The sequence below is a fragment of the Streptomyces sp. NPDC057950 genome (assembly GCF_042887295.1).
GTDB lineage: Bacteria > Actinomycetota > Actinomycetes > Streptomycetales > Streptomycetaceae > Streptomyces > Streptomyces kaempferi.
The window spans coordinates 369,069-394,915 of record NZ_JBHVPP010000004.1; the positions used below are offsets into that span (position 1 = coordinate 369,069).

Here is a 25,847-nt window from a genome sequence, read left to right on the forward strand (position 1 = left end):
GTGCCCCGCTTCAGCATCATCGTCCCCGTCTTCAGGGTGCAGGGCTTTCTGCGCGAGTGCCTCGACTCGGTCCTGGACCAGTCGTACACGGATCTCGAGGTGATCGCCGTCGACGACTGCTCGCCGGACGGCTGCGGCGCGATCCTCGACGAGTACGCGGCCCGCGACCCGCGCGTGCGGGTGCTGCACCTGCCGCGCAACGTGGGGCTCGGCCGCGCCCGCAACGCCGGAATGCCGTTCGCCGGCGGGGAGTTCCTCCTCTTCCTGGACAGCGACGACACGCTCACACCGGGCGCCCTGCGCGCCGTCGCCGACCGCCTCGACGAGACCGCCGCCCCTGACGGCCCCGACGGCCCCGACGGCCCCACCGGGCCCGATGTGCTCGTGTTCGACTACGCGCGCACCTACTGGTGGGGCGGGACCCGCCGCAACGTCCTCGCGCATCTGCTCTCCGAGGCCGGGGACGGCACCTTCCGCGCCGTCGAGCGCCCGGAGATCCTCGACCTGCTGATGGTGGTGTGGAACAAGGTCTACCGCCGCGAGTTCGTCGAGCGGGAGGGCTTCACCTTCCCACCCGGCTACTACGAGGACACGCCCTGGACCTTCCCGGTCATGCTCAGCGCCGACCGGATCGCCACGCTCGACCGGATCTGTCTGAACTACCGGCAGCGGCGCCAGGGCAACATCCTGTCCACCACCAGCCGCAAGCACTTCGACATCCACGACCAGTACGAGCGGGTCTTCGCGTTCGTGGACTCCCGTCCGGAACTGGCGCGCTGGCGCCCGTATCTGCACCGCAAGATGGGCGAGCACTGTCTCGACATCCTCGCCAAGCCGGACCGGCTGCCCGCCTCCGACAAGGGCGAGTTCTTCGCGCGGACGGCCGCGCTCTTCCGCGAGCACCGCAGCGGCCCCGTGCCACCCGAACTCCGTGTCCTGCTGGGCGGTTACACGCGATACCGGGCCCGTCGGCAGGCGGCCCGCGCCGGCGGGGAGCTGGTCCGGCGCGGGCAGCAGGTGCGCTCGGCCGCGGTCACCCGGAGCAAGCGCGGCTGGTCCGCGGCGCACGGACTCCGGCCGCTGGACCCCGGCCTGGCGGTGTACTCGGCGTTCTCGCACCGCGGGGTGCTCGGCGACCCGGGTGCCGTCTACCGCGCGGCCCGTGAACTCGCCCCGCACATCCGGGGGGTGTGGGTGGTACGGGCGGACCAGGTGGCGCTGCTGCCGCCCGGCGTCGAGCACGTCACACCGGACTCGCTCGACTACCGCCGGGTGACCGCGCGGGCGACGTACTTCGTCAACAACGTCAACTGGCCCGGCTCCCTGGTCAAGCGCGAGGGCAGCGTCCACATCCACACCCACCAGGGCACACCGCTGAAGTACATGGGCGCGGACCTGCTGGGCAAGCCCGGTGCACGGCACGGCTTCGACGTGCCGCAGATGCTGCGCCGCGCGGACCGCTGGGACTACAGCCTGGTCGCCAACCGCCACTCCGAGCTGGTCTGGGACCGCGCCTACCCCTGCCATTTCACCTCGCTGCGCACGGGCAGCCCCCGCAACGACCTTCTCGTGCGGGCGCGGCCCGAGGACGGACTGCGGGTCCGGGCGCGTCTCGGCATCCCGGCCGGCCACCGGGTGGTGCTGTACGCGCCGACGCGCCGCGACTACGTCAGGGGCGGCCACCTCGACCGTGTCGATCTCGCCCGGTTCGCCGACGACCTCGGCGAGGGCCACACCCTCGTCGTCCGTCTGCATCCCTCGCTCGTGGACGGTCCGGCGCGCGGGGCGGGCCTGTCCGAGCTGCACCGGCGCGGCGTCGTGGTCGACGCGACGGACGAGCCGCACGTCGAGGAGCTGATGCTCGCCTCCGACGTACTGGTCACGGACTACTCGGCCCTCCTGTTCGACTACGCCAACCTGGACCGGCCGATCGTGGTGCACGCCGACGACTGGGGCGCGTACGCGGCGAGCCGGGGCGCGTACTTCGACATCACGGCCGACGCACCGGGTCATGTGACCCGCTCCTACGAGGAGCTGGCGCGGCTGTTCGCGTCCGGGGCGTGGCGGGACGCGGAGTCGGCGCGGCTGCGTGCCGGATTCCGGGCCCGGTTCTGCGCGTTCGACGACGGGCGGGCCGCCGAGCGGGTGGTACGGACGCTGATGCTCGGTGAGCACGTCGAGGGACCGGCGCCCTCCGTCCAGGTGCCCGCGCAGGCGGAGCACGACGTCCTCACCTCGTCGTGAGCACCCCGGTGGCCATGCTTTCGGGCTCCGGGCCCGCTCGGTTCCGGGTGATCGTCCTGGCCGCCGTCTTCGCCGTCCTGCAACTCGCGAACATCACCGGCCGGGACACCCCCGACAGCAAGAACTACCTCTCGTACGCGCTGAGTCTGGGCGGCGCGGGCAAGCAGGAGGCCGCCTCGCTCACCATCGACTACGTCTGTGCCGGCAGGGCCTCCCTCGCCCGCCGTGACCAGAGCGTCGACGTGCTGCGCTTCCACGCGCCGAGCCCCACCCGGCGGGTCTTCGAGGAGTGCCGGCGCGAGCAGTGGGAGGGGGTGTCGAAGCGGCTGCGGGCCGGGCAGACCTCGGGACACACCGTGCCGTTCATGTCGGCGCGCTTCATGCGGATCTTCGAGGCGCGGCCCGGGTATCCGGCGCTGCTGGCCCCGTTCGTCACGGTCCTGGGGGTGAAGTGGGGCGTGTGGGTGTCGAGCGTCCTCGTCACCGTCGCCGGGGGCGTGCTCGCCTTCCTCGTACTGCGCACCCTGCGCGCCCCCACCGTCGCGGCCCTGACCGGACAGGCGCTCTTCTACGTCCTGCCGTGCGGCACGACCGCGATGCGCCCGATGACCGAGGGTCTGCTGCTGGACCTGACGCTGGCCGCGCTGTGGGGCTGCGCGCTGGCGCTGGAGGGCCGTGCGCGGGCCGGGAGCCTGCTGGTCGGGGGCTCGCTGGCGGCGCTCTTCACGGTGAAGCACTCGCAGGCGTTGTTCCTCGGGCTGTGCCTGACGGGCGCGTGCGCGCTGACCGGCGTGCGGCACGGGGGGCCGCGCCGGCCGCTGCGCGGGCTCACGCCGCCGCTCAGGGCGATCGGGGCGGTGGCGGCCGGGGCGGTCGTGGTCACGCTCCTCGCGGCGCGGGTGCTGCGCCACCCGTCCGAGTCGGAGAGCCTCCAGGACCTGCTCACGGGGCACTTCGCCGTCCCGGACCGTACCCGCCCGTGGCCGGAGTTCCTGCATCTCGAAGCCGACTTCTGGGTGGAGTGGCTGCGCCGGGAGCTGCGGGAGCCGTTCGTCCTCGCGGCACTGGCGGCCGGGGCGTGGGGGGTGGTGCGGCGGCGTCCGGCCTTCGCCGTCCTGCTGCTCGCGGCCGCGTTCACCGGCGTCCTCAACCAGGCCGGGCATCCCGACATCACCATCTACGGGGACCGGCTGATCGTGCTGGTGTGGGTGCTGCCGGTGGTGGGGCTCCCGCTGCTGCTGGAACAGGCCGTACGGCCACGGGCGCCGGGCCTGGACATGGTGCCGGGGCCGCTGCGCACGGACAGCAGTGTCATCCGATGAGGTGGGCCGGGCGTGCGGGTCCGGCCCGCCGCGGGGCGGCGGGGGCCGTACGCGAGGATCCCCGTGCCCCCCTCGCGGGCGCGAAGGGGGCACGGGGACGGCACGGCGCGGTACTACTCGACGACGAGCTCGACCGGGATGTTGCCGCGGGTCGCGTTGGAGTAGGGGCAGACCTGGTGGGCCTGCTCGACCAGCTTGCGGCCGGTGGCCTGGTCCACGGAGTCGGGGAGCTCGACCCGCAGCGTGACGGCGAGGCCGAAGCCCTCGCCCTGCTTGCCGATGCCGACCTCGCCGGTCACCGCGGCCTCGCTGACGTCGACCTTCGCCGCGCGGCCGACGAGGCCGAGGGCGCTGGCGAAACAGGCTGCGTAACCGGCGGCGAACAGCTGCTCGGGGTTGGTGCCCTGCCCGTTGCCGCCCATCTCCACCGGCATGGCCAGCTGGAGGTCGAGCTTGCCGTCGGAGCTGACGGCACGACCGTCACGGCCGTGGGTGGCGGTGGCGACAGCGGTGTAGAGCGCTTCCATGAAGACCATCCCTCTCAGATGAATGTCTGTCGGAGCGGCCGGTCCGGCCGTCTCACGGACTCGATTAGAGCACACAATTAAATTGCACACAACTTAGTGACGGACGAGAGCTATCCTGTGGGTATGACCGCCATGCCGACCCCGCACCCCCAGGCCCCGTCCGACGGGGACTACCTCCGTCTCGACCAGCAGATCTGCTTCTCCCTCAACGCGGCGTCGCGCGCCTTCGGCGGCGTCTACCGGGTGATCCTCAAGGACCTCGGGCTGACCTACCCGCAGTACCTCGTGATGCTGGTGCTGTGGGAGCACGGCGAACTGCCCGTGAAGAAGGTCGGCGAACATCTGCGGCTCGACTCCGGGACGCTGTCGCCGCTCCTCAAGCGCCTGGAGGCGACCGGTCTGGTACGGCGTGAGCGCAGCGCCCTCGACGAGCGCTCCGTGCACGTCCACCTCACCGACGAGGGCACAGCCCTGCGCGAGCGCGCCCTGCGGGTGCCGCGCCGGATCGCCGCCGCGACGGGTTTCGAACTCGACGAGATCATCGAACTGCAGTCCCGGCTGGACCGGCTGACGGTCGCACTGGACGACGCGGCCCGGAGGGAAGCGCCCGACCCGGCCTCAGGCCGGCACTAGGGCGGCTGCCGGGTCGTCCGCCGACGGGTGGCGTACATACAGGCGCAGGGTGACGCCCCGGCGCGCGAGTTGCTCGCGCAGGGTGAACTCCTCGCCGATCACGGCGAGTTTGGCCCGCTCGGTCGGAGTGTGCGGGCGCCAGCCCGACCGCAGCGCGAACGGCGCGGCGACCAGCCACACATGGTCGAGCCGGGCGAGCCGGCGGCGCAGTTCGGCGGGGCCCTCCTCCTCGCCGTACAACGTCCCGGAGGCCGTCGCGGAGGCCCGCAGCGCGATGTCCCGGGCCCCGCGGAAACCCTCCGGATAGGCCAGCGCGGACCGCCGTGCGAGTGAGGGCAGGAACAACACCGGGTCACCGGGGCGCAGTTCGCGTCCGACGGCGGCGGAGACGGCGGCGAGGTTGTCGGGGCGCCGGCTGGGGGTGCGATCCTGGCACAGCAGCGGGAACTGGGCGGTGAGCGCGAGCGCGACCGCGAGGACTCCGGCGAGGGCGGCCACCGGCAGCCGCATCCTCCTCCGCGCCGTCCACGGCGGCGTCGCCCCCCTCCACCGCTCCCACGACCGGGCCACCGCCCGCGCCACCCGGTCCGTCCCCCCGGCGGCCAGCAGCGGCGCCCCCGCCAGGGCGTAGAGGACGTACCGCTCGTCGTACAGCGGCCAGAAGCGGGAGACCGTGATCAGCACCGCGGGCGGCAGCACCATCAGCGGCGCGGCGACCGCCGCGAGGGTCACCTCCCCGCGCGGCACCTGCCACAGCACCCCCAGGGCGACCAGGAACAGGTAGGGCACGAAGACCGGTTGGGTCGGCCCGGCGAACGCCCGCAGCAGCCGGTCCACGCTCTCCCAGTCCGGCCGCGTCAGCCACGCGACCTGCCCGGACTGCCCGTGCGAGACCAGGACCAGCGGCGACAGCACCAGTACCGCCCCTCCGGCCGCGCGCCCCCAGCGCCGCCAGACCCGGCGCGGCAGCCGGGCCGCGGCCAGGGTCGCGGCGTGCGCGAGCAGCAGGAGCACCGCGAACTCGTGCAGCAGACAGGTGACGGCGACCGTCGCGCCGTACGCCCACCAGACCCCCGTCCCCGCCGACCGCACACCCCTGACCAGGAGCAGCGTCGCTCCCGCCGCGCCGGCCGCGACCAGCGCGTACGACCGGCCCTCCTGCGCGAAGTGCCCGGCCATGGGGGTGACGGCGTACAGCAGCCCCGCCCACAGGCCGACCCGCGGGCGGCAGAGGCGGACACCCAGGGCGGCGACGAGGCCCGCGGCGGCGGCCGCGCCGCAGACCGAGGGGAGCCGGAGCGCGACCTCGCCGGGGTCGGAGGCGAGGACGGCGTGCATGAAGAGGTAGTACAGGCCGTGCACCGCGTCCACGTGGTGGAGCAGATGCCAGATCTGCGGAACCGAGCGCCGCGCGACCTGGAAGGTGGCCGCCTCGTCGCGCCACATGCCGCCGCGGTCGAGCCCCCACAGCCCGAGCACGAGCATGACGAGTACGGGCAGCAGGACCGCCACGATCTCCGCGACGACCACCGGACGGCCGGCTCCGGACCGCTTCATCAACACCCTCACCCTGAGACCTATTTAGTACTATTAGCCAACCTTTGCAGGGTCATGACGGCGTATCGCCGCCCCTGAGGCATTCAGGAAGCTTACGATCCGGCATTGATGAGCGTTTACCTGAGCCCCCGACACCGCCTGTTCTCCCTCGCCGCGACCTGGGCCGTCACCCGCACCCTCATGCTGTGGCTGCTCGCGCACGACAACCTCGCCGTGCTCGGAGGCGGCGGGGTCTCGCGCGAGGTGAGCCATCTGTACTTCCGCTGGTACGGCGTCCTGTCGCACGGCGCCTGTCCGGCGGGCGACCGGCTGTGGCAGTACCCGCCGGGCGCGGGCGCGGTCCTGCTCTCGCCGGCGCTGCTCCCGGGCCTGACCTACCCGCATGCCTTCGTCACCCTCACGCTCCTCGCGGACGCCGTGATCGCGCTGGCACTCGTGCGCGCGGGATCCCGGGCGGGCCGCAGTCTGCGGGGCGCGGCGCTGTGGACGCTGGGCCTGCCGCTGCTGCTGCACGTGCCGCTCGCCCGTTACGACGTACAGGTCACGGCGTTCGCGGTGCTCTCCCTGCTGGCCCTGAAGCGCTCCCCGCGCGCCTGCGGCGTGTTCGCCGCGTGCGGCGCCCTGGTGAAGGTCTGGCCCGCGCTGGTGCTGCTGGGCACCCCGCGCGGCCGTACGACCCGGGAGGCATGGACGTCGGCGGCTCTCGCGGCGGCCGTCCTGCTCGCCGTCCTGACGGCGGCCTTCAGCGACCCCTTCGACTTCCTGCGCCAGCAGGGCGGCCGGGGCGTGCAGATCGAGTCGCTCGGCGGCACGGTCCTCGGTCTCGCGCGCCACGCGGGCTGGCGGGGCAGCGTGCGCTACCAGTACGGCGCGATGGAGTTCGTGGGCCCGCACGTCCCCACGGTCGCGGCGGCCTCGCTCGCCCTCACGCTCGTCTGCTTCGGGCTCCTGCTGCTGTGGCGGGTGCGCGCGCGCCGCTGGACGCTCGCCACCCCGAACGACGCGGCGCTCACCGCCGTGCTGCTGTTCACGGTGACCAGCCGGGTGATCAGCCCCCAGTACATGGTGTGGCTGCTCGGCCTGTCCGCCGTCTGCCTGACCTCGCGTCACACCACCCAGCGCCCGGTGGCCGCACTGATCGTGGCGGCGACCGCGGTCAGTTCCGTGGTCTACCCCGGCCTGTACGAGGAGGTCACCCGCAGCACCTGGACGGGCTGTGTGCTGATGCTCGTACGCAACGGTCTGCTGGCGACGGCCGCCGCGCTGTCCTTCACCCGGCTGTGGCGATCCGGCCTCCCCGCGACGAAACGCCCGGAGCCAGCCGCGCCCGTCCGGGACCCGCGACCGGCCCCCGCCGTCTCCCCGACCGGACACTGAACACCCCTTCAACGGAAAATTACTGACATGCCCTACGATTCCGTCCGGTGAATCCATGGAACCTCGAGCCGCGCAGGTCTGTGTCGTCGTCATCGGGTACAACGACGCCCCCCATGTGACGGACGCGGTGCGCTCGGCACTCGCGCAGGGGCCGGCCGTCCGGGAGGTGCTCGCGGTCGACGACCGGTCGACCGACGGGAGCGCCGACCTGCTCGACCGTCTCGCCGCCGGCGAGCCGCGTCTGCGGGTCGTCCGGCGCCGGGAGAACAGCGGCGGCTGCGGCAGCCCCCGCAACGACGGCATCGACGCGACGACCGCTCCGTACCTGATGTTCCTGGACAGCGACGACGTGCTGCCGCCGGGCGCGGTCGACGCGCTGCTCGGCGCGGCCCTGGAGCGGCGCGCCGAGGTCACGGCCGGCCTGTGCGTGCGCCGTGAACTGCCCTCCGGGCGCGAGACCCCGTGGCAGCGCGCGCTCTACGCCGAACCGGCCGTGTTCCCCCACCCTTCCCGGCGGCCGCGCTTGGTCCACGACACCCTCTGCGTCAACAAGCTGTACCGCACCGACTTCCTGCGTGCGCACCGCGTCCGCTTCCCCGAAGGCCGCCACCCCTACGAGGACTTCGTGTTCACCGCGCGTGTGCTGGCCGCCGGGCCGCGCGTCGCGCTGATCCCCGACACCGTGTACGTCTGGCACGTACGGCGCACCGCCGAGCGGCTGTCGATCTCGCTCGACCGCGCCGACATCGACAACTGGCGGGCCAGGACCGAGGCCGGCCGCACCGCCCACGCCATCCTCCTCGGCGCCGGCGAGAAACGCCTCGCGCGCGCCGCCCACGCCCGGTTCCTCGACCACGAACTGCGCATGTACACCCGCGAGCTGGGGCTGCGCACCCCCGCGTACCGGCGTGCGTGGTGGGACCTCACCCGCGCCCATCTGGAGTCGTTCGACGCGGCCGACCTCACCGTCGACCCGACCGCCCCCGGCCGTCTGATCGCCCGGGTCGTCCTGGCCGCCCCCGGCCCCCGCGATCTCCCCCGGCTCAGGGAGCTCGCCGCCCGCCCCGCACGACTGCGCCCGCCGTACGCGCGCGCCGCCGACGGCACGCCCGTCTGGTCGCACGACCTCCCCCAGGTGACGCTGGACCACCTCCTGCTGCGGCCCGCGCACGTGCTGCCGGCCGCCGTCGACGCCGAACTGCGTCCCCGCGCGCGTGCGGCCCTGCTGCGGCTGCGCCTGCACGACCTGTACGGGCGCATCGCGCAGGCCGGCCCGGCCGCGGCGGACGTCACGTTCGCGCACCGGGACGAGGAGCGGACGGGTCCGAGTCTGAGGGTGGCCCTCGCGCCGGACCCGGACCGGGGCAGCTGGTCGGCCGAGACGCCGGTGGACCTGTCGGCGCTGGGCCACGGCACCTGGGACCTGCGGTTGCGGCTCCACTTCCGCGACGGCACGCACCGGGACGTCAGCGCCCACGCGGTCGGCGGCCCGGGTCTGCTGCGCCGGCGCGCGGTCCCGGACACCCGGCACGGCGTGCTCCTGGTGCAGCCGTACCGCACCCACGCGGGGGCACTGGCGCTGCGGCTGGCGCCCGGATGGAGAGGAATGACCGAAGTGGTACGCCGTCGCCTCGGCCGCCTGCTTCACTGAGAGGCGGCCATGCCACCGGTCCACGCCGGGCCAGGGCCACCCCGCCTGTCCACGACCGGCGGCACCGTCATCGGTCCACCGACGAGAGGACGACCGTCCATGACCTGGCTGATCACCGGCGGCGCCGGTTACATCGGGGCGCACGTCGTGCGCGCGATGCGGGATGCGGGCGAACAGGCGGTGGTCTACGACGACTTGTCCACGGGCATCGCGGAACGGGTGCCCGAGGGCGTACCGCTGGTGGTCGGATCGACCCTGGACGCGGGGCTGCTGGCCCGGACGCTCACGGAGCACGTGGTCACCGGCGTGGTCCATCTGGCGGCGAAGAAGCAGGTCGGCGAGTCCGTGGACCTGCCTCTGCACTACTACCGGGAGAACGTCGAGGGGCTGCGTGTCCTGCTGGAGGCGGTGACGGCGGCCTCCGTCCGCTCCTTCGTGTTCTCGTCCTCGGCCGCGGTGTACGGGATGCCGGCGGCCGCGGCCGGGGAGCTGGTGACGGAGGAGGCCCCGTGCGTGCCGATGAGCCCGTACGGCGAGACGAAGCTGGCGGGCGAGTGGCTGGTCCGCGCGACGGGCCGGGCGACGGGTCTGTCCACCGCCTCGCTGCGCTACTTCAACGTGGCGGGCGCGGCCACTCCCGAACTGGCCGACGTCGGGGTCTTCAACCTCGTCCCCATGGTCTTCGACAGGCTCACACGGGGCGCGTCGCCGCGCGTCTTCGGGGACGACTACCCGACACCGGACGGAACGTGCGTCCGTGACTACATCCACGTGGTCGACCTCGCGGAGGCCCATGTGGCCGCGGCCCGCGCGCTGGACGCCTCGCCCGGCCGGGACCTGACCCTCAACATCGGCCGTGGCGAGGGGGTTTCGGTCCGCGAGATGATCGACCTGATCAACGCGGCCACCGGCTACGACCGCCCTCCGGTGACCGTGCCGCGCCGCCCGGGCGACCCGGCGCGGGTCGTCGCCTCGGCCGACCGTATCCGCGGGGAGCTGGGATGGAAGGCGAGGTACGACGTCCAGGACATGATCACTTCGGCCTGGGCGGGATGGCTGCGGCTGCACCCGGAGGCGGCACGCGTCTGACCCCGGCCGCACCCCGGGAAGGGCCGGCCCGGCGTCAGCCCCCCGCCGCGACCGCTCGTGCGGCCTCGTCCAGCCGGGGGAAGGTGACGCCGGTCAGTTCCTCCGAGGCCCGCCACAGACGGACGGCGGAGACCGGGTCGCTGGCCGCGGCGGAACGGCCGACCAGGGTCGGTCCGCCGCGCATCTCGCCGAACCCGTCCGGTCCGACGTAGCCGGCGCCCGGCAGGTCCTGGGTGGCCGCGTACAGCGTGGGCAGCGCGCCGGCCCTGTTGTCCTGGGCGATGAACCGGTTGCCCACCGCCATCAGGGCGCGGCGCACCACGCTGGCGTCGTGGCCCTGGAGGCCGGTGGCGGCCCAGCCGGGGTGCGCGGCCAGTGCGCGTACGGACGATCCCGCCGCCGCGAGCCGGCTCTGCAGCTCCAGGGTGAACAGCAGGTTGGCCAGCTTGGACTGGCCGTAGGCGGTGATGGGCGCGTACTCGCCCGTGAGGTTCAGGTTGTCGAAGTGGATGTGGGTGCCGCCCGGAATCCGGTGGGCCCCCGAGGACACGGTGACCACGCGGTCGGTGACGTGCGGCAGCAGCAGGTTGGTGAGGGCGAAGTGCCCCAGGTGGTTCGTCCCGAACTGCATCTCGAAGCCGTCCTTGGTGCTGGCCTCGGGGATGTTCATGACGCCCGCGTTGTTGATCAACAGGTCGAGGTCGCCCCGCCAGGACGCGGCGAACTCACGGACGGAGGCGAGGTCCGCCAGGTCCAGCCGGCGCACCTCGACACTGCCGTGGACGGTGCGGGCGGCAGCCTCGCCACGCCGCGGGTCCCGTACGGCGAGGACGACATGGGCACCGGCCCGCGCGAGGGCGTCGACGGTGGCGATACCGAGTCCGCTGTTGGCGCCGGTGACGACGGCGGTGCGGCCGGTCTGGTCACCGATGTCGCCCGCGCTCCACTTCTTCTTGCTCTGCTCGACAGCCGAGTCCTTGGTAGCCATGACCTCAATGTAGGCGGCGCCAACAATGCTGTCAACGACAACAATGATGGCGACGCCAACAATGTTGGCGTCGGTTACATACCGGATAGACTGCCGCCCATGCAGACCCGCCCTCGCCCCTACCACCACGGAGACCTCCGCGCCGCACTGCTGGCCCGCGCGGAGGACACCCTCAGGGAAAAGGGGCCGGCCGCGCTCTCCCTGCGCGAGCTCGCCCGCGACCTGGGCGTCAGCCACGCCGCGCCGAGCCGCCACTTCAAGGACAAACAGGCCCTCCTGGACGCGCTGGCCCTGACCGGCTTCGAACGCCTCAGCACCGCCCTGGCCGCCTCACAGGAGACAGCGGGCGACTCCTTCGCCGACCGGCTCGGCGCCCTGGCCCGCAGCTACGTCGGCTTCGCCACCGCCAACGCCGAACTCCTCGACCTCATGTTCTCCATCAAGCACGACCCCGCGGCATCCGAAGCCCTAGTCCGGGCCTCCCAGGGCATGTCCGTACTCGCCACCGACCTCATCGCCGAAGGCCGCCGCACCGGCGAGGTCCGCGACGCCCCACTGGACGCCATCGCCATCCCGATGTTCAGCACCCTCCACGGGTTCGCCAGCCTCGCCGTCAGCAGCACCCTGCCCCCCGGCACCCTCGACGCCAACCTGGACGACGTCATCGCCCACACCCTCCGCGGCTGCGCACCCGACCACCCCGCACCACACTGACCCGTCCCCCAGGACACCCCGTACGCTGCCCCGATGACCGGACCCCGTGAACCGCGAGTCCTCGGCTGCGTGCTCGGTTCCGCCGTGGGCGACGCGCTGGGCGCACCCTTCGAGTTCGGCCCCGAGGGCGCGTTCTCGGCGCGCTTCCCGCAGCCGGGGCACGGCGGGGAGATGTGCGGAGGCGGAGGGTGGGAGCCGGGCGAGGCGACCGACGACACCCAGATGGCCGTGCTGGTCGGGGAGTCGCTGCTGGACCGGGGCGGACTCGAACTCCCCGACGTCTTCCGGAGGTTCCGGCGGTGGGCGGCCGCGGAGCCCAAGGACATCGGGCTGCAGACGGAGGCCGTGCTGGGCAGCGGGGACCCCTGGGACCTCGCCGCCGGACTGCACTTCCAGGTCAGCCAACGGGCGGCGGGGAATGGGGCGTTGATGCGCGCCGCCACCTCCGCCGTGCACTTCGCGCGGCAGGGGCGGGACGCCACGATGGAGGCGGCGCGCCGCATCGCCGCGCTCACCCACGGCGACCGCGCGGCCTGGGAAGGCACCGCCGTGTTCCACGAGCTGGTCCGGGTCGCGCTGGACGGCGGCGACCCGCTCGCCGCCCTGCCCCTGACCCTGCGGGCCGTGCACCCGGACCACCGGGCCCGCTACGCCACCGTTCTCGCCGACGACTGGCATCCCGACCGGGCGACGGAGTTCAACGGCGCGGTGTGGCCCTGCCTCGGCTCCGCCGTCTGGGCGCTGCGGACCACGGACTCCTACGAGGGTGCCGTACGCGCCGCCGTCGACCTCGGCGGTGACACGGACACCGTCGCCGCGGTCACCGGCGGTCTCGCCGGGGCCGTGCACGGGGCGGACGCCATCCCCGGCCGGTGGCTCGAGCCGCTGCACGTGCCGCTGCCGGGGTTCGGCGGGCGGGTACTGCGGGCGGCGGAACTGCGCGGGCTCGCCCGGCGGCTGGCAGAGTGAGACGACCCCGGTGACGACACGGATCGGCACCATCACGGCCGCGCGGACCGCACGCCTCGGCGTCGGCGGCGCCGCACGGATCCGGACCGCTCCGTGGCCGGACCCGCTACAACGCCCGCAGCGCCGCCGCCGTCGACCGGGCCAGGCTCGCCAGGTACCCCTTCGGCAGCTTGGGGCCGCGGACCACGACCGAGCGCCAGTACAGCGGCCCCGACATGAGGTCGAGCGCGAGTTCCAGGTCGATCCCCTCGTCCAACTCGCCCCGCGCGGCCGCCGCCGCCACGATCCCGCTCGCCACTCCCTGCTGCCCCTCCCGCAGCGCCTCCTGGAGGGCCTGCGCGATGTCGGGGTTGCGCGCCGCCTCGGCCTGGAGGTCCGGGATGATCTGGCCGGCGACGGGGTGCCGCAGCGCCCGCGAGGTGACCTCGTACAGCAGACGCAGGTCGCCCTCCAGGGAACCGGTGTCCGGGGCGGGCAGCCCCTGCACCGCTATGGCGGAGACGAGGTCGAGGACCAGGTGCAGCTTGGAGCGCCAGCGCCGGTACACCGCCGTCTTGCCGACGCCCGCGCGACGCGCGATGCCCTCGATGGACATCCGGGCGAAGCCGACGGCCGCGAGTTCCTCGAAGACGGCTGCCCGGATCGCCTCGGTCACGTCCTCCCGCAGCACGGCCGCACCGGCGGGAGCCCTACGACGCGGGGCCTTCCCGGCAGCACTCTCCGCGCCCGCGGCGGCACTCGTGGTGTCGGCGTTCGTCGTCATACCGACCAGCATAGGCCGTAGCGACGAAACGGTTGCGTTCCGACGCTCCGAAGCTCTAGGCTCCCGTTGCGACGATACGGTCCCGTCCCGACGTAAGCTACTGGCAAAGACACAGTGGGCGAAACGTCAAGCACGGGACCCCGCATCCCACCCCCCTGAGCGAAAGCAGCGGATGTGAGCCAGGTCCTCCACACACCGCCCCCGACGCCGGTCCCCCCGGCCGACGATCCCGCGGCGCTCGCCGCCCGGTACGGCCTCAGCGTCAGCGGCGCGCGGCCGGCCCTGCGCGAGTACGTCCGGCAGCTGTGGGAGCGGCGCCACTTCATCACCGCCTTCGCCACCGCCAAGCTCACCGCCCAGTACAGCCAGGCGAAGCTCGGCCAGGTGTGGCAGGTGATGACCCCGCTCCTGAACGCGGCGGTCTACTACTTCATCTTCGGTGTGCTGCTCGGCACCAAGCGCGGTGTGCCGGACTACATCCCGTTCCTGGTCACCGGCGTCTTCATCTGGACCTTCACCCAGAGCTCGATCATGGCGGGCACCCGGGCCATCTCCGGGAACCTCGGCCTGGTGCGGGCCCTGCACTTCCCCCGGGCCGCACTCCCGGTCTCCTTCGCCCTCCAGCAGCTCCAGCAGCTGCTGTTCTCGATGGCCGCGCTGGTCGTCATCCTGCTCTGCTTCGGCGTTCCGTTGAGCGCGTCGTGGCTGCTCGCCGTGCCCGTCCTGGTGCTCCAGTTCACCTTCAACGCGGGCGTCGCGATGGTGATGGCGCGGATGGGCGCCAAGACGCCGGACATCGCGCAGCTCATGCCGTTCGTGCTGCGTACCTGGATGTACGTCTCCGGCGTCATGTGGAGCATCGACAAGGTGCTCAGCAAGGACGATCTGCCGCACTGGGCGATGGTCGCGCTGGAGAGCAACCCGGCCGCCGTCTACATCGACCTGATGCGCTACTCGCTGATCGACAGCTTCCACGCCGGCCAACTGCCACCGCACGTGTGGGCGGTGGCGGTCGGCTGGGCCGTGGTCGCCGGCGTAGGCGGCTTCATCTACTTCTGGAAGGCCGAGGAGACGTACGGACGTGGCTGACACCCTGACCAAGGAATCCGGCCTCCCGCGCGACGCCGGTCCCGCGAACGCCCTCGTCCCCACCGTCGTCGCCGACCGGGTCGACATCGTCTACCGGGTCAACGGCACCGGCGCCGGACGCGGCTCCGCCACCGCGGCGCTCAACCGCATCATGCGCCGCAAGCAGTCCGAGAAGGTCGCGGGCGTGCGCAAAGTGCACGCCGTCAAGAACGTGTCCTTCACCGCCTACCGCGGTGAGGCCATCGGTCTGATCGGCACCAACGGCTCGGGCAAGTCGACCCTGCTGAAGGCGGTCGCCGGCCTCCTCCCGGTGGAGAACGGCAGGATCTACACCGACGGCCAGCCCTCCCTGCTCGGCGTGAACGCGGCCCTGATGAGCGACCTGACGGGCGAGCGGAACGTCTACCTCGGCGGGCTCGCGATGGGCATGTCCCGCGAGCAGATCAAGGAGCGCTACCAGGAGATCGTCGACTTCTCGGGCATCAACGAGAAGGGCGACTTCATCACGCTGCCGATGCGGACGTACTCCTCGGGCATGGCGGCGCGGCTGCGCTTCTCCATCGCGGCCGCCAAGGACCACGACGTGCTGATGATCGACGAGGCCCTGGCCACCGGCGACCGCTCCTTCCAGAAGCGCTCCGAGCAGCGGATCCGCGAGCTGCGCAAGAGCGCGGGCTCCGTCTTCCTGGTCAGTCACAACAACAACTCGATCCGCGACACCTGCGACCGCGTGCTCTGGCTGGAACGCGGCGAGCTGCGGATGGACGGGCCGACCGAAGAGGTCCTCAAGGAGTACGAGAAGTTCACCGGGAAGTAGGAAGCAGGGGGAAGCTGCGCTGAGGACCGGGCCCAAAAGGCCCGGTCCTCAGCGCTCCAGGAACACGAAGAGGTCCTCCCACCTGCGCACGATCTCGTCCGTCGAGTAGCGCTGGATGTTGACGCGGGCCGCCTCGCCCATACGGTCGCGCAGCCGCTTGTCGGACATCAGCGTGTCGAGGCGGCGGGCGAGTTCCCCGGTGTTGCCGCGGGTGGCGAGGAGACCGTCCTCGCCGTCGCGGACGATCTCGTGGACGCCGGGCGCGCAGTCGAAGGCGGCGCACGGGAGGGCCGCCGCCATGGCCTCCATGACGGCGAGCGGGAAGCCTTCACCGCGCGAGGACAGGACGAAGACGGAGCCGCCCCGCAGCGCGTCCGGCACGTCCGTGGTCGCGCCCATCCACTCCACCGAGCCGTCCAGTCCCAGGGCCGTGCACTGCTTCCTGAGGACCTCCTCGTCCTCCCCCGAGCCGTAGATCCGCAGACGCCAATCGGGGTGGCGCGGCGCGACCTCGGCCCAGGTGTCGAGGAGCATGTCGATGCCCTTCTGGTCGGTCAGCCGGCCGACGCTGACGACCACCTTCGCGGTGCGGGGCGAGGGCACCTCGGGCATGAACGGGAGCGGGTTCGGCATGAACGACGCGTTGTCGAGACCCTGCCGGATCCACAGGTCGGCGTCCTCACGGGTGAGCGTCAGCATCCGGTCCACGTCCCGGTAGTGCCGCCGCACGCGCCCGAAGCGCGAGGTCACCCGCGAGTAGGCGAAGGACTCGTGGCTCATGCCGATCACGGTCCGACCGGCGGTGTCGGCCAGTTTCACCCACTCCATCGCCCACACCTGCGTGACGATCACCATCGCCCCTGGGCGCGCGGCCCGGAACAGCACGCTCAGCTTGGCGGCCTGCTCGCGCATCCCCGCCGCCCGTTCGGCGCGCAGCCTGCGCCCGGCCACGTCGAACCGTCCCCTGATGCCGCGCGCGGGGCCGACCCGCGGCGGGTGGACGTCGTACAACGTGAGGGTGGGGTACGGGAGTTCGCCGAGCTCCTGGGGGACCTCGGGATCGGTGATGCCGATGACCTTCACACGGTGGCCGCGCTCGGTGAACAGGCGGGCCATCTGGTGCGACCAACTGGTCACCCCGCCCAGCTCGTCGACGCTGTTGGAGACGAAGAAGATGTCCCGTCGGGGGTCCGCGGTCATGTGCGCCTCCAGTGGGCGAAGAACTGGTCGACGACGCTCTCCGCGGCGTTGCCCCGGTCGAACTCGCTGAAGTCGGCGACGAACCGCTCGCGCGAAGCCGCGTACTTCGTCCTCTGGTCCTCCAGCGAACCGAGGACGGCGTAGAGCTCGTCCTCGGTGCGGACGACCGGCCCCGGGGCCCGTTCGAGCAGGTCGAAGTAGGTACCGCGGTCCTCGTGCACGTACTCCTCGTAGTCGTACGCGAAGAAGAACATCGGTCGGTCGAGGAGGGAGTAGTCGAACATCACGGACGAGTAGTCGGTGATCAGGCCGTCGGCGAGGGCCAGCAGCGGGGTCACGTCGTGGTGGTCCGTGACGTCGATGACGCGGCCGCGCACGGACGGCGGGAGCACGACGTGGTTGAGGTAGTGCGAGCGGACGAGAAGGACGTACCGGTCACCGAAGGCGTCGGCGAAGCGCTCCACGTCGAAGGGCAGCTCGAACCGCTTCCGCTTGCCCCCGCGCTGGCGGAAGGTGGGCGCGTAGAGCAGCACCTCCTTGTCGGACGGAATGCCCAACTCGGCCGCCAGGAGAACCGGTTCGCGCCGGCCTCCGGATGCCTCCGCGCGCTTCCTGACCCGTACCAGCGCGTCGTTGCGCGGATACCCCACCCGCAACAGGGTCCGCTCCGGGAGCCTGAACGCCCGCGCGAGGGTGCGCACATCGTGTTCCGAGCGGATCAGGAACCGGTCGAAGCGGTCGAGGGTGCGCTGCTGTGCGGCCTGCGAGGCACGGGACCTCACCTTCCACCCCGGCTCGTCGAAGCCCATGCGCTTGAGCGCGGATCCGTGCCAGGTCTGCAGATACGTGGTCCCCGGCCGTTTGGTGAGCTTCAGCGGGTAGCTCTGGTTGTCGACCCAGAACTCGGCCTGGGCGAGCGCCTTGAGGTACGGGAGCGACCAGCGGCGCACCAGTGCGGCGTCGGCCGGGAAGCCTTCGGGGCTGCCCGCGTACGCCCACACGGCCTCGAACTCCAGCCCCTGTCTGCGCATCTCCTCGTAGATGGCCTTGGGGCTGTCGCTGTACTGCCTTCCCAGATGGCTCTCGAAGACGACGAGGCCCTTCCGGTGCGGGAGGCGGCTGAACACCTCGTGGTAGAGGCGGAGTTTGGAGCGCCCCGAGGCGAGGTCCCTGCGCCGCGCCCTGGCCTTTCGGTAGCCGGACTTGGCGCGGCGTGCGATCTTTCCCCGCATTCCGCGCCGGACCAGCTGCTCGGCCTTCTTGCCCGGGACGAGCCGGAAGGAGAGGTGGCCGCGCGCGGAGACCTCCGGCTCCATGCGGTCGGCGACCAGCCGGGTGAGGCGGGGCCGGACCGGCAGGCCGCCGGCCGGCGGTGCGGCCCCGACGGCGGTGAGCCGGGTCGTGGTCCGGGCGCCGTCGACGTCGAGATGGAGGCGAACGTCCCACACGGTGTCCACGACGCCGATGGGCCGCAGCCCCCTGGCCAGACCGGCCGACGCCTCCCAGGCGATGGTCTCGCCCTCGTGCCGCAGCTCGGCCACGGGGAAGCGGAAGGTCCGCAGGCGCACCCCCTTGCGGCGGGCGTAGAACTCCAGCTCGGCGGAGAGCCGGGCACCGGGCGGGATCACACCGAGCGGGTTGGTGACGCGGCCGGCCAGCCGCACGGTGCCGGCGTGCTCCTCGTACCGGGTCAGCGCGTTGCGCAGGAACATCTTCTCGACCGGCTTGGTGTGGTGGCCCAGGTCGGTGACGTCCAGGACGCGCCGGCCGAAGGCGTCGTCCTCGATGTGCTGCGCGCACCAGTACACGCGTCCGGCGCGCTCGACGAGCGGCGAGGAGATCTTGTCGCGGTTGGTGAGCGTGTCCACGGCGGGCAGCAGGTTGTCCCAGTCGCTCTCGTGGAGGAGGTAGGCGCAGATCGCCTGGATCGGCTCGGTCTCGTCGAAGGCGGCGCGGTCGATCGACGCCAGGTACGCGCGGGCGATCGCGGCGAACTCCCGCCGGTAGGCCGCGTCCCGGAACGGCAGCTCACGCAGATGCAGGACCAGATCGTGCTTGAGCCACTTGACGTCCTTGGCGAACTTCAGCTCCAGCAGGCCGTGTTGCGCGAGCAGCTGGTCCACGCGGCGGTGGATCTCCATGCGGTGCGCGAAGTTGGCGATCTCGTCACGCCGGTTACTGATGGACCTCGCCGCCGTCATCGCCGGCCGGTCCACGATCCGCCAGTCGTAGACCCGGTTGGGGATCAGGGTGATCCGGCGCGCGGCCACGTACGCCTGCGCGGAGAAGAGCAGGTCCTCGTAGTGGATGCCGACCGGGAACTCCAGGCCCTCGTCGAGCAGGAACCGTCTGCGGTAGCACTTGTTGGTCGACAGGGTGTCGAAGACCAGCAGGTCGGGCAGTTCGGAGACGGACTCCAGGGTGCGGGTGCGCTCGTACAGCCAGGGGTACCACTTGACCTCCTTGCGCGTGCGCGAGTCGACGTGCACCCGTACGCACAGTCCGGAGACGAGGTCGGCGCCGGTGTTCTCGGCGGCCTCCAGCATGTTGCGGCACGCGTTGCGCTCCAGGACGTCGTCACTGTCGAGGAAGAGGACGTAGTCGCCGCGGGCCTGCTGGACGCCGTGGTTGCGCGGGGCTCCGCAGCCGCCGCTGTTCTCGGGCAGCCGGAACGCGCGGACCCGGTCCGGGTGCGCGGCGGCCAGCCGCTGCGCCGCGGGGTACGAGCCATCGGTGCTCCGGTCGTCCACGATGACGACCTCGACGCTCCGCAGCGTCTGGTCGAGGACGGAGCGCACGGCCGTGGGCAGCCTGTTCTCGTCGTTGTAGACGATCACGACCACGGACACGGCGGGTACGGCTCCGGTTCCGGCGGGCCCGGTCCCGGACGCGTCGGGCGCGCAGCGCTGATCAACTTTCACCCTGTCAAGGGTAGACATTTCCTATGAAACTACACAGGTGGCTGCTCCATTGGCGTGTCACCCGGGCGACTGCGGGTCCTGGGCAAGCTCCTGGTGGTCGCGTTTCGTCTGCTCGAACACCCATGTCCGGTACACCAGGAAGCGGAAGGCCGAGGCCAGCACGATCGACAGCGCCTTGGCCAGGTTGGAGCCGATCGGACCACCCATGCCCAGCCCGTGGTACGCGACATAGAACAGCGCGCTCTCCATGACGACGCCGATGCCGCTGAAGACGAAGAAGAGGAAGATCTGCCGCCGGGTGCGCGAGGCGCGGTCGCGGTAGGCGAAGAAGCGGAAGCCGAGGTAGTTGGTGCCCATGGCGACACAGCTGGCGACGACCGTGGCGGCCATCGGTGCCCACTTCAGGCCGTGCAGCAGGAGATTGAAGACCAGGAAGTTGACCGCGACACCGCTGCCGCCGACGGCCGCGAACTTGACCACTTCGAGAGCGACGCGACGGGTCCACGCGAAGGGTCCGGGAGGGCCGGCGGGCGAGGGCTGGGCGGGCGCGGGGGCACGGCGCCCGATGCGGGCCCGCCCCTCGAAGAGATTCACGGTCACAATTGTCCCTTTTATCAGTAATAGGTAAAATCCAAGTCCGGTTTTTCCGTGAGGTCCTTGAGAGATCGGCAAGAAAGACGGAGGCGCCCCCGGCCTTGTCGGCCGGGGGCGCCCCAGGAACGCCGGGAACGTACGGACTACGAGTGCGTCCGCAGCAGGGTCCGCATCGTGCGCATCGCCACCGACAGGTTGGCGAGGTCGAACGAGTCGGAGCCCTGGATCTCCTCCAGAGTGGTGCGGGCGCGACCCAGGATCGGCGCGTTCTTCTCCTCCCACGCCTCGAAGCGCTGCTCGGGCGTCGAGGTGCCGTTGCCGACGGCGAGGACGTCGGCGGTCAGCGAGGCGTGGGCCGCGTACAGGTCCTCGCGGATCGAGGCGCGGGCCATGGACTGCCAGCGGTCGGCACGCGGGAGCTCGATGATGCGGTCCATGAGCTGGGTGATGCGCAGGCGGTCGGCGAGGTCGTAGTAGACCTCCGCGACGGCCATCGGGTCATTGCCCATGCGGTCGGCCACCGCGACGATGTCCAGCGTCGGGAAGGCCGAGGAGAACCCGGCCACCCGCGTGGCCAGCTCCTCCGGCACACCCGCGCCGGACAGCTCGTCGAAGATCTGCTGGTACCACTCCAGGTCCGCGCCGCGCAGCAGCTTGGGCAGCTCGCCCCAGACCTGCGCGACCCCCTCGCGGAAGAACGAGATGTTCTCGGCGAGCTGGAGCGGCTGCGGCCGGTTGTTGAGCAGCCAGCGCGTACCGCGCTCGACGAGCCGGCGGGAGTGCAGCCGGATCCGCGTCTGGACATCGGCGGCGACGACATTGTCGAGCGCCTCCACCGCGTCCCACACCGCGCTCGACCCGAAGATCGCGCGGGCCGCGGTCTGCGCCCGGACGATCTCGTCGAGGGAGGCGCCGGTCTCCTCCCGCAGGCGGTGCAGGAAGCTCGTACCGCCCGTGTTGACCGTGTCGTTGACCAGAAGGGTCGTCACGATCTCGCGGCTCAGCGCGTGTCCCTCGATCTGCTCGCGGAACCTCTCCCGCAGCGCCGTCGGGAAGTACTCGAACAGCAGACTCTGCAGATACGGGTCGTCGGGCAGCGAGGTGGCGAGCAGCTCGTCGGAGACCGTGATCTTCGTGTACGCGAGGAGGACGGCCGTCTCCGGACCGGTCAGGCCCTGCCCGGTGTTGAGCCGCTCGCGGATCTGCCGGTCGCTGGGCAGGAACTCCAGGGCGCGGTCGAGGTGCCCCTCCCTGACCAGGTGGCGCAGGAAGCGCTGCTGGGCGTGGAGCATGCTCCCGGACTGGGCGAGCGCGTTGGAGATCGCCACGTTCTGCGCGTAGTTGTTGCGCAGCACCAGGTGTCCGACCTCGTCGGTCATCTGGGCGAGCAGCTTGTTGCGCTGCTTGACGGTCAGATCCCCGTTGGCCACCACGGCGTTGAGCAGGATCTTGATGTTCACCTCGTGGTCGGAGGTGTCCACGCCCGCGCTGTTGTCGATGGCGTCCGTGTTCATCTTGCCGCCGTGCTGGGCGAACTCGATCCGGCCGAGCTGCGTCAGGCCCAGGTTGCCGCCCTCGCCGACGACCTTGACGCGCAGGTCCGCGCCGTCGACCCGGATCGCGTCGTTGGCCTTGTCGCCGACGTCCGCGTGCGACTCGGTGGACGCCTTGACGTAGGTGCCGATGCCGCCGTTCCACAGCAGGTCGACCGGTGCCTGGAGGATCGCCTTCATCAGGTCGGCCGGGGTCATCTTCACGACCCCGGACTCGATGCCGAGGGCCTCACGGACATGGGCGTTGACCGGGATCGCCTTGGCGGTCCGGGGGAAGACGCCGCCGCCGGCGGAGATCAGCTCGGTGTTGTAGTCGGCCCACGAGGAACGGGGCAGCTCGAAGAGACGGCGGCGCTCGGCGTACGAGCTCTCCGCGACCGGGGTCGGGTCGAGGAAGATGTGCCGGTGGTCGAAGGCCGCGACCAGCCTGATGTGCTCGCTGAGCAGCATGCCGTTGCCGAACACGTCACCGGACATGTCACCGACGCCGACGACGGTGAAGTCCTCGGTCTGGGTGTTCACGCCCAGCTCCCGGAAGTGCCGTTCGACGGACTCCCAGGCACCGCGGGCGGTGATGCCCATCTTCTTGTGGTCGTAACCGGCCGAACCGCCGGAGGCGAAGGCGTCCCCGAGCCAGAAGTCGTAGCTCTGGGCGACCTCGTTGGCGATGTCCGAGAAGGTGGCGGTGCCCTTGTCGGCGGCGACCACCAGATAGGTGTCGTCACCGTCGTGCCGGACCACGTCCGCGGGGGGCACGATCTCACCGGCGACCATGTTGTCGGTGATGTCGAGCAGCGCGGAGATGAAGGTCCGGTAGCTGCGGATGCCCTCCGCGAGCCAGGCGTCGCGGTCCACGGACGGGTCGGGCAGCTGCTTGGCGACGAAGCCGCCCTTGGCGCCGACGGGCACGATGACGGTGTTCTTCACCATCTGCGCCTTGACCAGTCCGAGGATCTCCGTCCGGAAGTCCTCCCTCCGGTCGGACCAGCGCAGCCCTCCGCGCGCGACCTTGCCGAACCGCAGGTGCACACCCTCCACCTTCGGCGAGTACACCCAGATCTCGTACGCCGGGCGCGGCGCCGGCAGGTCCGGGATGGCCTGCGGGTCGAACTTCATGGAGACGTACTCGTGCGGCCTGTCGCCCACCGCCTTCTGGAAGAAGTTGGTGCGCAGCGTCGCCTTGATGACCGTGAGGAAAGACCGCAGGATCCGGTCCTCGTCGAGCGAGGCGACCTGGTCCAGGGCTGCGTCCAGCTCCTCCATGAGGGCGTCCGTCAGCTCGACACCGGCGTGCTGGCGCTCCGGCGACATCCGTGCCTCGAAGAGCGAGACGAGCAGCCGGGTGGTGTGGACGTTGTTGCGGAGGGTGTCCTCCATGTAGTCCTGGCTGAAGGTCGAACCGGCCTGGCGCAGGTACTTGGCGTAGGCGCGCAGCACCATCGCCTGCCGCCAGGTCAGCCCGGCGCTCAGCACGAGGGCGTTGAAGCCGTCGTTCTCGGCCTCGCCCATCCAGGTGGCGGCGAAGGCCTCCTGGAAGCGCTCGCGGCCGTCGTCGCCGAGGTAGTCGCCGTTGCCGTTGAGGGACTTGGGCAGCCGCAGCCCGAAGTCGTAGATCCACGCCGTCGTACGGTCCGAGCAGCGCAGCTCGTAGGGACGCTCGTCGGTGACCTCGACGCCCAGGCGGTTGAGGGCCGGCAGGACCGCGGAGAGGGAGACCTGCTCGCCGGTGCGGTAGATCTTGAAGCGGCGCTCACCGGGACCGGCGCCCACCGGCTCGTACAAGCTGAGCGCGAAGTCCTTGGTGTCGTCGTCGGTGAGCTTCTCCAGGTGGACCAGGTCGGCGACGGCGGCCCGCGGGGTGTGGTCGGCCTTGTAGCCCTCGGGGAAGGCACCGCCGTAGCGGCGCAGCAGCTCGGCCGCGCGCTCCTCACCGCACTCGGCGTTCAGCGCCTCGGCGAAACCGTCGGCCCAGGAGCGGGCGGCCTCGACGAGCCGCACCTCGAGCCTGTCCTTGTCGGCGTCGCTGAGCTGTGCCAGCTCGGTGCCCTGCGGGACCCGGACCACGAAGTGCAGCCGGGAGAGGATCGACTCGGTGTTCCAAGCCGTGAAGTCGACGCTGCTGCCGCCGAGCTCCTCCTTCAGGATGTCGATGATCCGAAGGCGTACGCCGGTGGTGTAGCGGTCGCGCGGGAGGTAGACGAGCGCCGAGTAGTAGCGCCCGTACTCGTCCTGGCGCAGGTAGAGCCGCAGCCTCCGCCGCTCCTGGAGGTACAGCACGGAGGTGACGATGGCACGCAGCTCGTCCGGGGGCGTCTGGAAGAGCTCGTCGCGGGGGTACGTCTCCAGGATCTGCAGCAGGTCGCGGCCGTCGTGGCTGTCGGGCGAGAAGCCCGCGCCCCTGAGGACCTCCTCGACCTTGCGGCGGACGACGGGGACGCGCCGCACGGACTCGGTGTAGGCGGCCGAGGAGAACAGGCCGAGGAAGCGCCGCTCGCCGACGACGTTGCCGTCGGCGTCGAACTTCTTCACACCGATGTAGTCGAGGTAGGACGGCCGGTGCACGGTGGCGCGGCTGTTGGCCTTGGTGAGCACCAGGAGCTTGTGCTCACGGGCCTTGGCGCGGGCGTCGGCGGGCAGCCGCTCGAAGGAGGGGCTGACGGGGTGGCTGTCGTCGCCGCCGTGCTGCGGGTCGGAGCGCAGGATGCCGAGCCCGGTCCCGGGCACCGCCGCCAGCACATCGTCGTCACGCAGCTCGTATTCCCGGTACCCGAGGAAGGTGAAGTGGTCGTTCGAGAGCCAGCGCAGCAGCTCACGGGCCTCTTCGACCTCCCGGTCGCGCAGGTCTCCGGCGGTCGGCTCGGCCGGCAGTTCCTCGGCGATGCGCAGCGAGGCGTCGCGCATCTTCTCCCAGTCCTCGACGGACTCGCGGACGTCGGACAGGACCCGCAGCAGATCGGCGGTGATCTGCTTCAGGTCGGCCCTGTCGGTCTCGCGGTCGATCTCGACGTGGATCCAGGACTCGATGTGCGCGTCGTGCGACAGCTCGTCGGCGACGGGCCGGCCGGGCAGCACCTCGATGAGCTCGCCGGTCACGTCACGCCGTACGACGACCTGCGGGTGGATGACGAGGTGGATGCCGCGCCCCTGCCGGGACAGCTCGTTGGTGACCGAGTCGACGAGGAAGGGCATGTCGTCGGTCACGACCTCGACGACGGAGTGGCTGCAGGTCCAGCCGTTCTCCTCGACGGTGGGCGTGTGCACGCGGACGCTGGCCGTGCCCTGGGGGCGGTTCTCGGCCAGTCGGTAGTGCGAGAAGGCGGCTCCGAAGACGTCGACCGGGTCGCGGTCGGTCAGGTCCTCCGGGGCGGTGTGCAGGTAGTAGCGCTGGAGGAACGCGAGCACGGTCTCCCGGTCCGGGGTGCCCGCACCCGTCTTCACGGTCGGTAGGTGCCCCCCGACCGGACTGTTCTCAGCTACCCGGGCGGCCCGTTCGAGCAGCTCGGCCTTTGCTTCGTCCAGCTTGGTCTGCATTGTCCTCTGGCTCCTGTCGCGCGCCATTGCGTGACGTAGAAGGAAATACGGTCTCTTCTCCGACGTGACGCCGTGACGCGGGGTGTCCGGTCTGGTCCGACGCTATGCCGCATGGAGAGATGGGCGGGGGTATATCGGCCATGTTCGGCACCCCTGGGGACTGTGACGCTGCTCTCGGCGACGTCCGTCCACGGCGTGTCATCGGCATACGGAGTGCGCTTGCCGCTCCGTCCCGCCCGCGAAGGTCAGCGACTGACGCCCGGTCACGGATGTCGTCCGTGGTCTCCGGGCGCGGGGCAGGGGCGACG

Annotated in this window: 18 protein-coding genes; 10 read left to right on the forward strand and 8 right to left on the reverse strand. The window is 71.5% G+C overall.

Annotation, left to right across the window (positions count from 1 at the left end; all coding sequences use genetic code 11):
* Both ACFVTC_RS10555 and ACFVTC_RS10560 read left to right on the forward strand, forming a co-directional pair.
* A complete protein-coding gene (locus ACFVTC_RS10555) occupies window positions 1-2,244 on the forward strand; it encodes a CDP-glycerol glycerophosphotransferase family protein (protein ID WP_390126127.1) in 2,244 nt (747 codons plus the stop codon).
* A 14-nt stretch (window positions 2,245-2,258) separates the two neighbouring features.
* Window positions 2,259-3,566: a hypothetical protein gene (locus ACFVTC_RS10560; RefSeq protein ID WP_390126216.1), complete on the forward strand. Its 1,308-nt coding sequence runs from the start codon at window positions 2,259-2,261 to the stop codon at window positions 3,564-3,566.
* 113 nt (window positions 3,567-3,679) lie between these two features.
* Here ACFVTC_RS10560 and ACFVTC_RS10565 read toward each other — a convergent pair whose 3' ends face one another.
* Window positions 3,680-4,093, reverse strand: a complete 414-nt coding sequence (locus ACFVTC_RS10565; RefSeq protein ID WP_390126129.1) for an organic hydroperoxide resistance protein — start codon at window positions 4,091-4,093, stop codon at window positions 3,680-3,682.
* A gap of 123 nt (window positions 4,094-4,216) precedes the next feature.
* Here ACFVTC_RS10565 and ACFVTC_RS10570 point away from each other — a divergent pair, with 123 nt between their 5' ends.
* Window positions 4,217-4,726 (forward strand): MarR family winged helix-turn-helix transcriptional regulator, encoded by a 510-nt coding sequence (locus tag ACFVTC_RS10570; RefSeq protein ID WP_390126131.1) that lies wholly within the window; start codon window positions 4,217-4,219, stop codon window positions 4,724-4,726.
* Here the strand turns inward: ACFVTC_RS10570 and ACFVTC_RS10575 are convergent.
* On the reverse strand, window positions 4,712-6,283 hold the full coding sequence (locus ACFVTC_RS10575) for a glycosyltransferase family 39 protein (protein ID WP_390126133.1): 1,572 nt from the start codon (window positions 6,281-6,283) through the stop codon (window positions 4,712-4,714). The two genes, ACFVTC_RS10570 and ACFVTC_RS10575, sit on opposite strands and share 15 nt — an antisense overlap.
* 108 nt (window positions 6,284-6,391) lie before the next feature.
* Here ACFVTC_RS10575 and ACFVTC_RS10580 point away from each other — a divergent pair, with 108 nt between their 5' ends.
* From ACFVTC_RS10580 to galE, 3 genes are all read left to right on the forward strand, one after another.
* Window positions 6,392-7,660 (forward strand): glycosyltransferase 87 family protein, encoded by a 1,269-nt coding sequence (locus ACFVTC_RS10580; protein ID WP_390126135.1) that lies wholly within the window; start codon window positions 6,392-6,394, stop codon window positions 7,658-7,660.
* A gap of 55 nt (window positions 7,661-7,715) precedes the next feature.
* Window positions 7,716-9,311 carry a glycosyltransferase gene (locus tag ACFVTC_RS10585; protein WP_390126137.1) on the forward strand — a complete coding sequence of 532 codons (1,596 nt, stop codon included), beginning with the start codon at window positions 7,716-7,718 and terminating at the stop codon, window positions 9,309-9,311.
* 99 nt (window positions 9,312-9,410) lie between these two features.
* Window positions 9,411-10,400 (forward strand): UDP-glucose 4-epimerase GalE, encoded by a 990-nt coding sequence (gene galE / locus ACFVTC_RS10590; protein ID WP_390126139.1) that lies wholly within the window; start codon window positions 9,411-9,413, stop codon window positions 10,398-10,400.
* Window positions 10,401-10,434: 34 nt separating this feature from the next.
* Here galE and ACFVTC_RS10595 read toward each other — a convergent pair whose 3' ends face one another.
* A complete protein-coding gene (locus tag ACFVTC_RS10595) occupies window positions 10,435-11,388 on the reverse strand; it encodes an oxidoreductase (RefSeq protein ID WP_390126141.1) in 954 nt (317 codons plus the stop codon).
* A 99-nt stretch (window positions 11,389-11,487) separates the two neighbouring features.
* On the opposite strand from ACFVTC_RS10595, the gene ACFVTC_RS10600 reads away from it, so the two are divergent.
* Together ACFVTC_RS10600 and ACFVTC_RS10605 are read left to right on the forward strand one after the other, a co-directional pair.
* Window positions 11,488-12,102 carry a TetR/AcrR family transcriptional regulator gene (locus tag ACFVTC_RS10600; RefSeq protein ID WP_390126143.1) on the forward strand — a complete coding sequence of 205 codons (615 nt, stop codon included), beginning with the start codon at window positions 11,488-11,490 and terminating at the stop codon, window positions 12,100-12,102.
* 33 nt (window positions 12,103-12,135) lie between these two features.
* Complete coding sequence (locus ACFVTC_RS10605; RefSeq protein WP_390126145.1) at window positions 12,136-13,071, forward strand: ADP-ribosylglycohydrolase family protein; 936 nt, start codon at window positions 12,136-12,138, stop codon at window positions 13,069-13,071.
* Between the two features lie 106 nt (window positions 13,072-13,177).
* Here the strand turns inward: ACFVTC_RS10605 and ACFVTC_RS10610 are convergent, their stop codons facing one another.
* The gene (locus tag ACFVTC_RS10610; protein WP_390126147.1) at window positions 13,178-13,834 is read right to left on the reverse strand and encodes a TetR/AcrR family transcriptional regulator; all 657 of its coding nucleotides are present in this window, start codon (window positions 13,832-13,834) and stop codon (window positions 13,178-13,180) included.
* 174 nt (window positions 13,835-14,008) lie between these two features.
* Between ACFVTC_RS10610 and ACFVTC_RS10615 the strand changes: the two genes are divergently transcribed.
* Window positions 14,009-14,923, forward strand: coding sequence for an ABC transporter permease (locus ACFVTC_RS10615; RefSeq protein WP_390126149.1), 915 nt, complete (start codon window positions 14,009-14,011; stop codon window positions 14,921-14,923).
* A 4-nt stretch (window positions 14,924-14,927) separates the two neighbouring features.
* Window positions 14,928-15,740 carry an ABC transporter ATP-binding protein gene (locus ACFVTC_RS10620; protein WP_390126218.1) on the forward strand — a complete coding sequence of 271 codons (813 nt, stop codon included), beginning with the start codon at window positions 14,928-14,930 and terminating at the stop codon, window positions 15,738-15,740.
* Between the two features lie 48 nt (window positions 15,741-15,788).
* Here ACFVTC_RS10620 and ACFVTC_RS10625 read toward each other — a convergent pair whose 3' ends face one another.
* The 4 genes from ACFVTC_RS10625 to ACFVTC_RS10640 form a co-directional block, all read right to left on the reverse strand.
* Window positions 15,789-16,940 (reverse strand): glycosyltransferase, encoded by a 1,152-nt coding sequence (locus tag ACFVTC_RS10625; RefSeq protein WP_390126151.1) that lies wholly within the window; start codon window positions 16,938-16,940, stop codon window positions 15,789-15,791.
* Window positions 16,937-19,789, reverse strand: coding sequence for a CDP-glycerol glycerophosphotransferase family protein (locus ACFVTC_RS10630; RefSeq protein ID WP_390126219.1), 2,853 nt, complete (start codon window positions 19,787-19,789; stop codon window positions 16,937-16,939). The genes ACFVTC_RS10625 and ACFVTC_RS10630 overlap by 4 nt, the downstream gene beginning before the upstream one ends.
* Before the next feature lie 129 nt (window positions 19,790-19,918).
* Window positions 19,919-20,455 (reverse strand): GtrA family protein, encoded by a 537-nt coding sequence (locus ACFVTC_RS10635; protein ID WP_390126153.1) that lies wholly within the window; start codon window positions 20,453-20,455, stop codon window positions 19,919-19,921.
* 143 nt (window positions 20,456-20,598) lie between these two features.
* Window positions 20,599-25,539, reverse strand: coding sequence for an NAD-glutamate dehydrogenase (locus ACFVTC_RS10640; protein WP_390126156.1), 4,941 nt, complete (start codon window positions 25,537-25,539; stop codon window positions 20,599-20,601).
* Window positions 25,540-25,847: the final 308 nt, after the last annotated feature.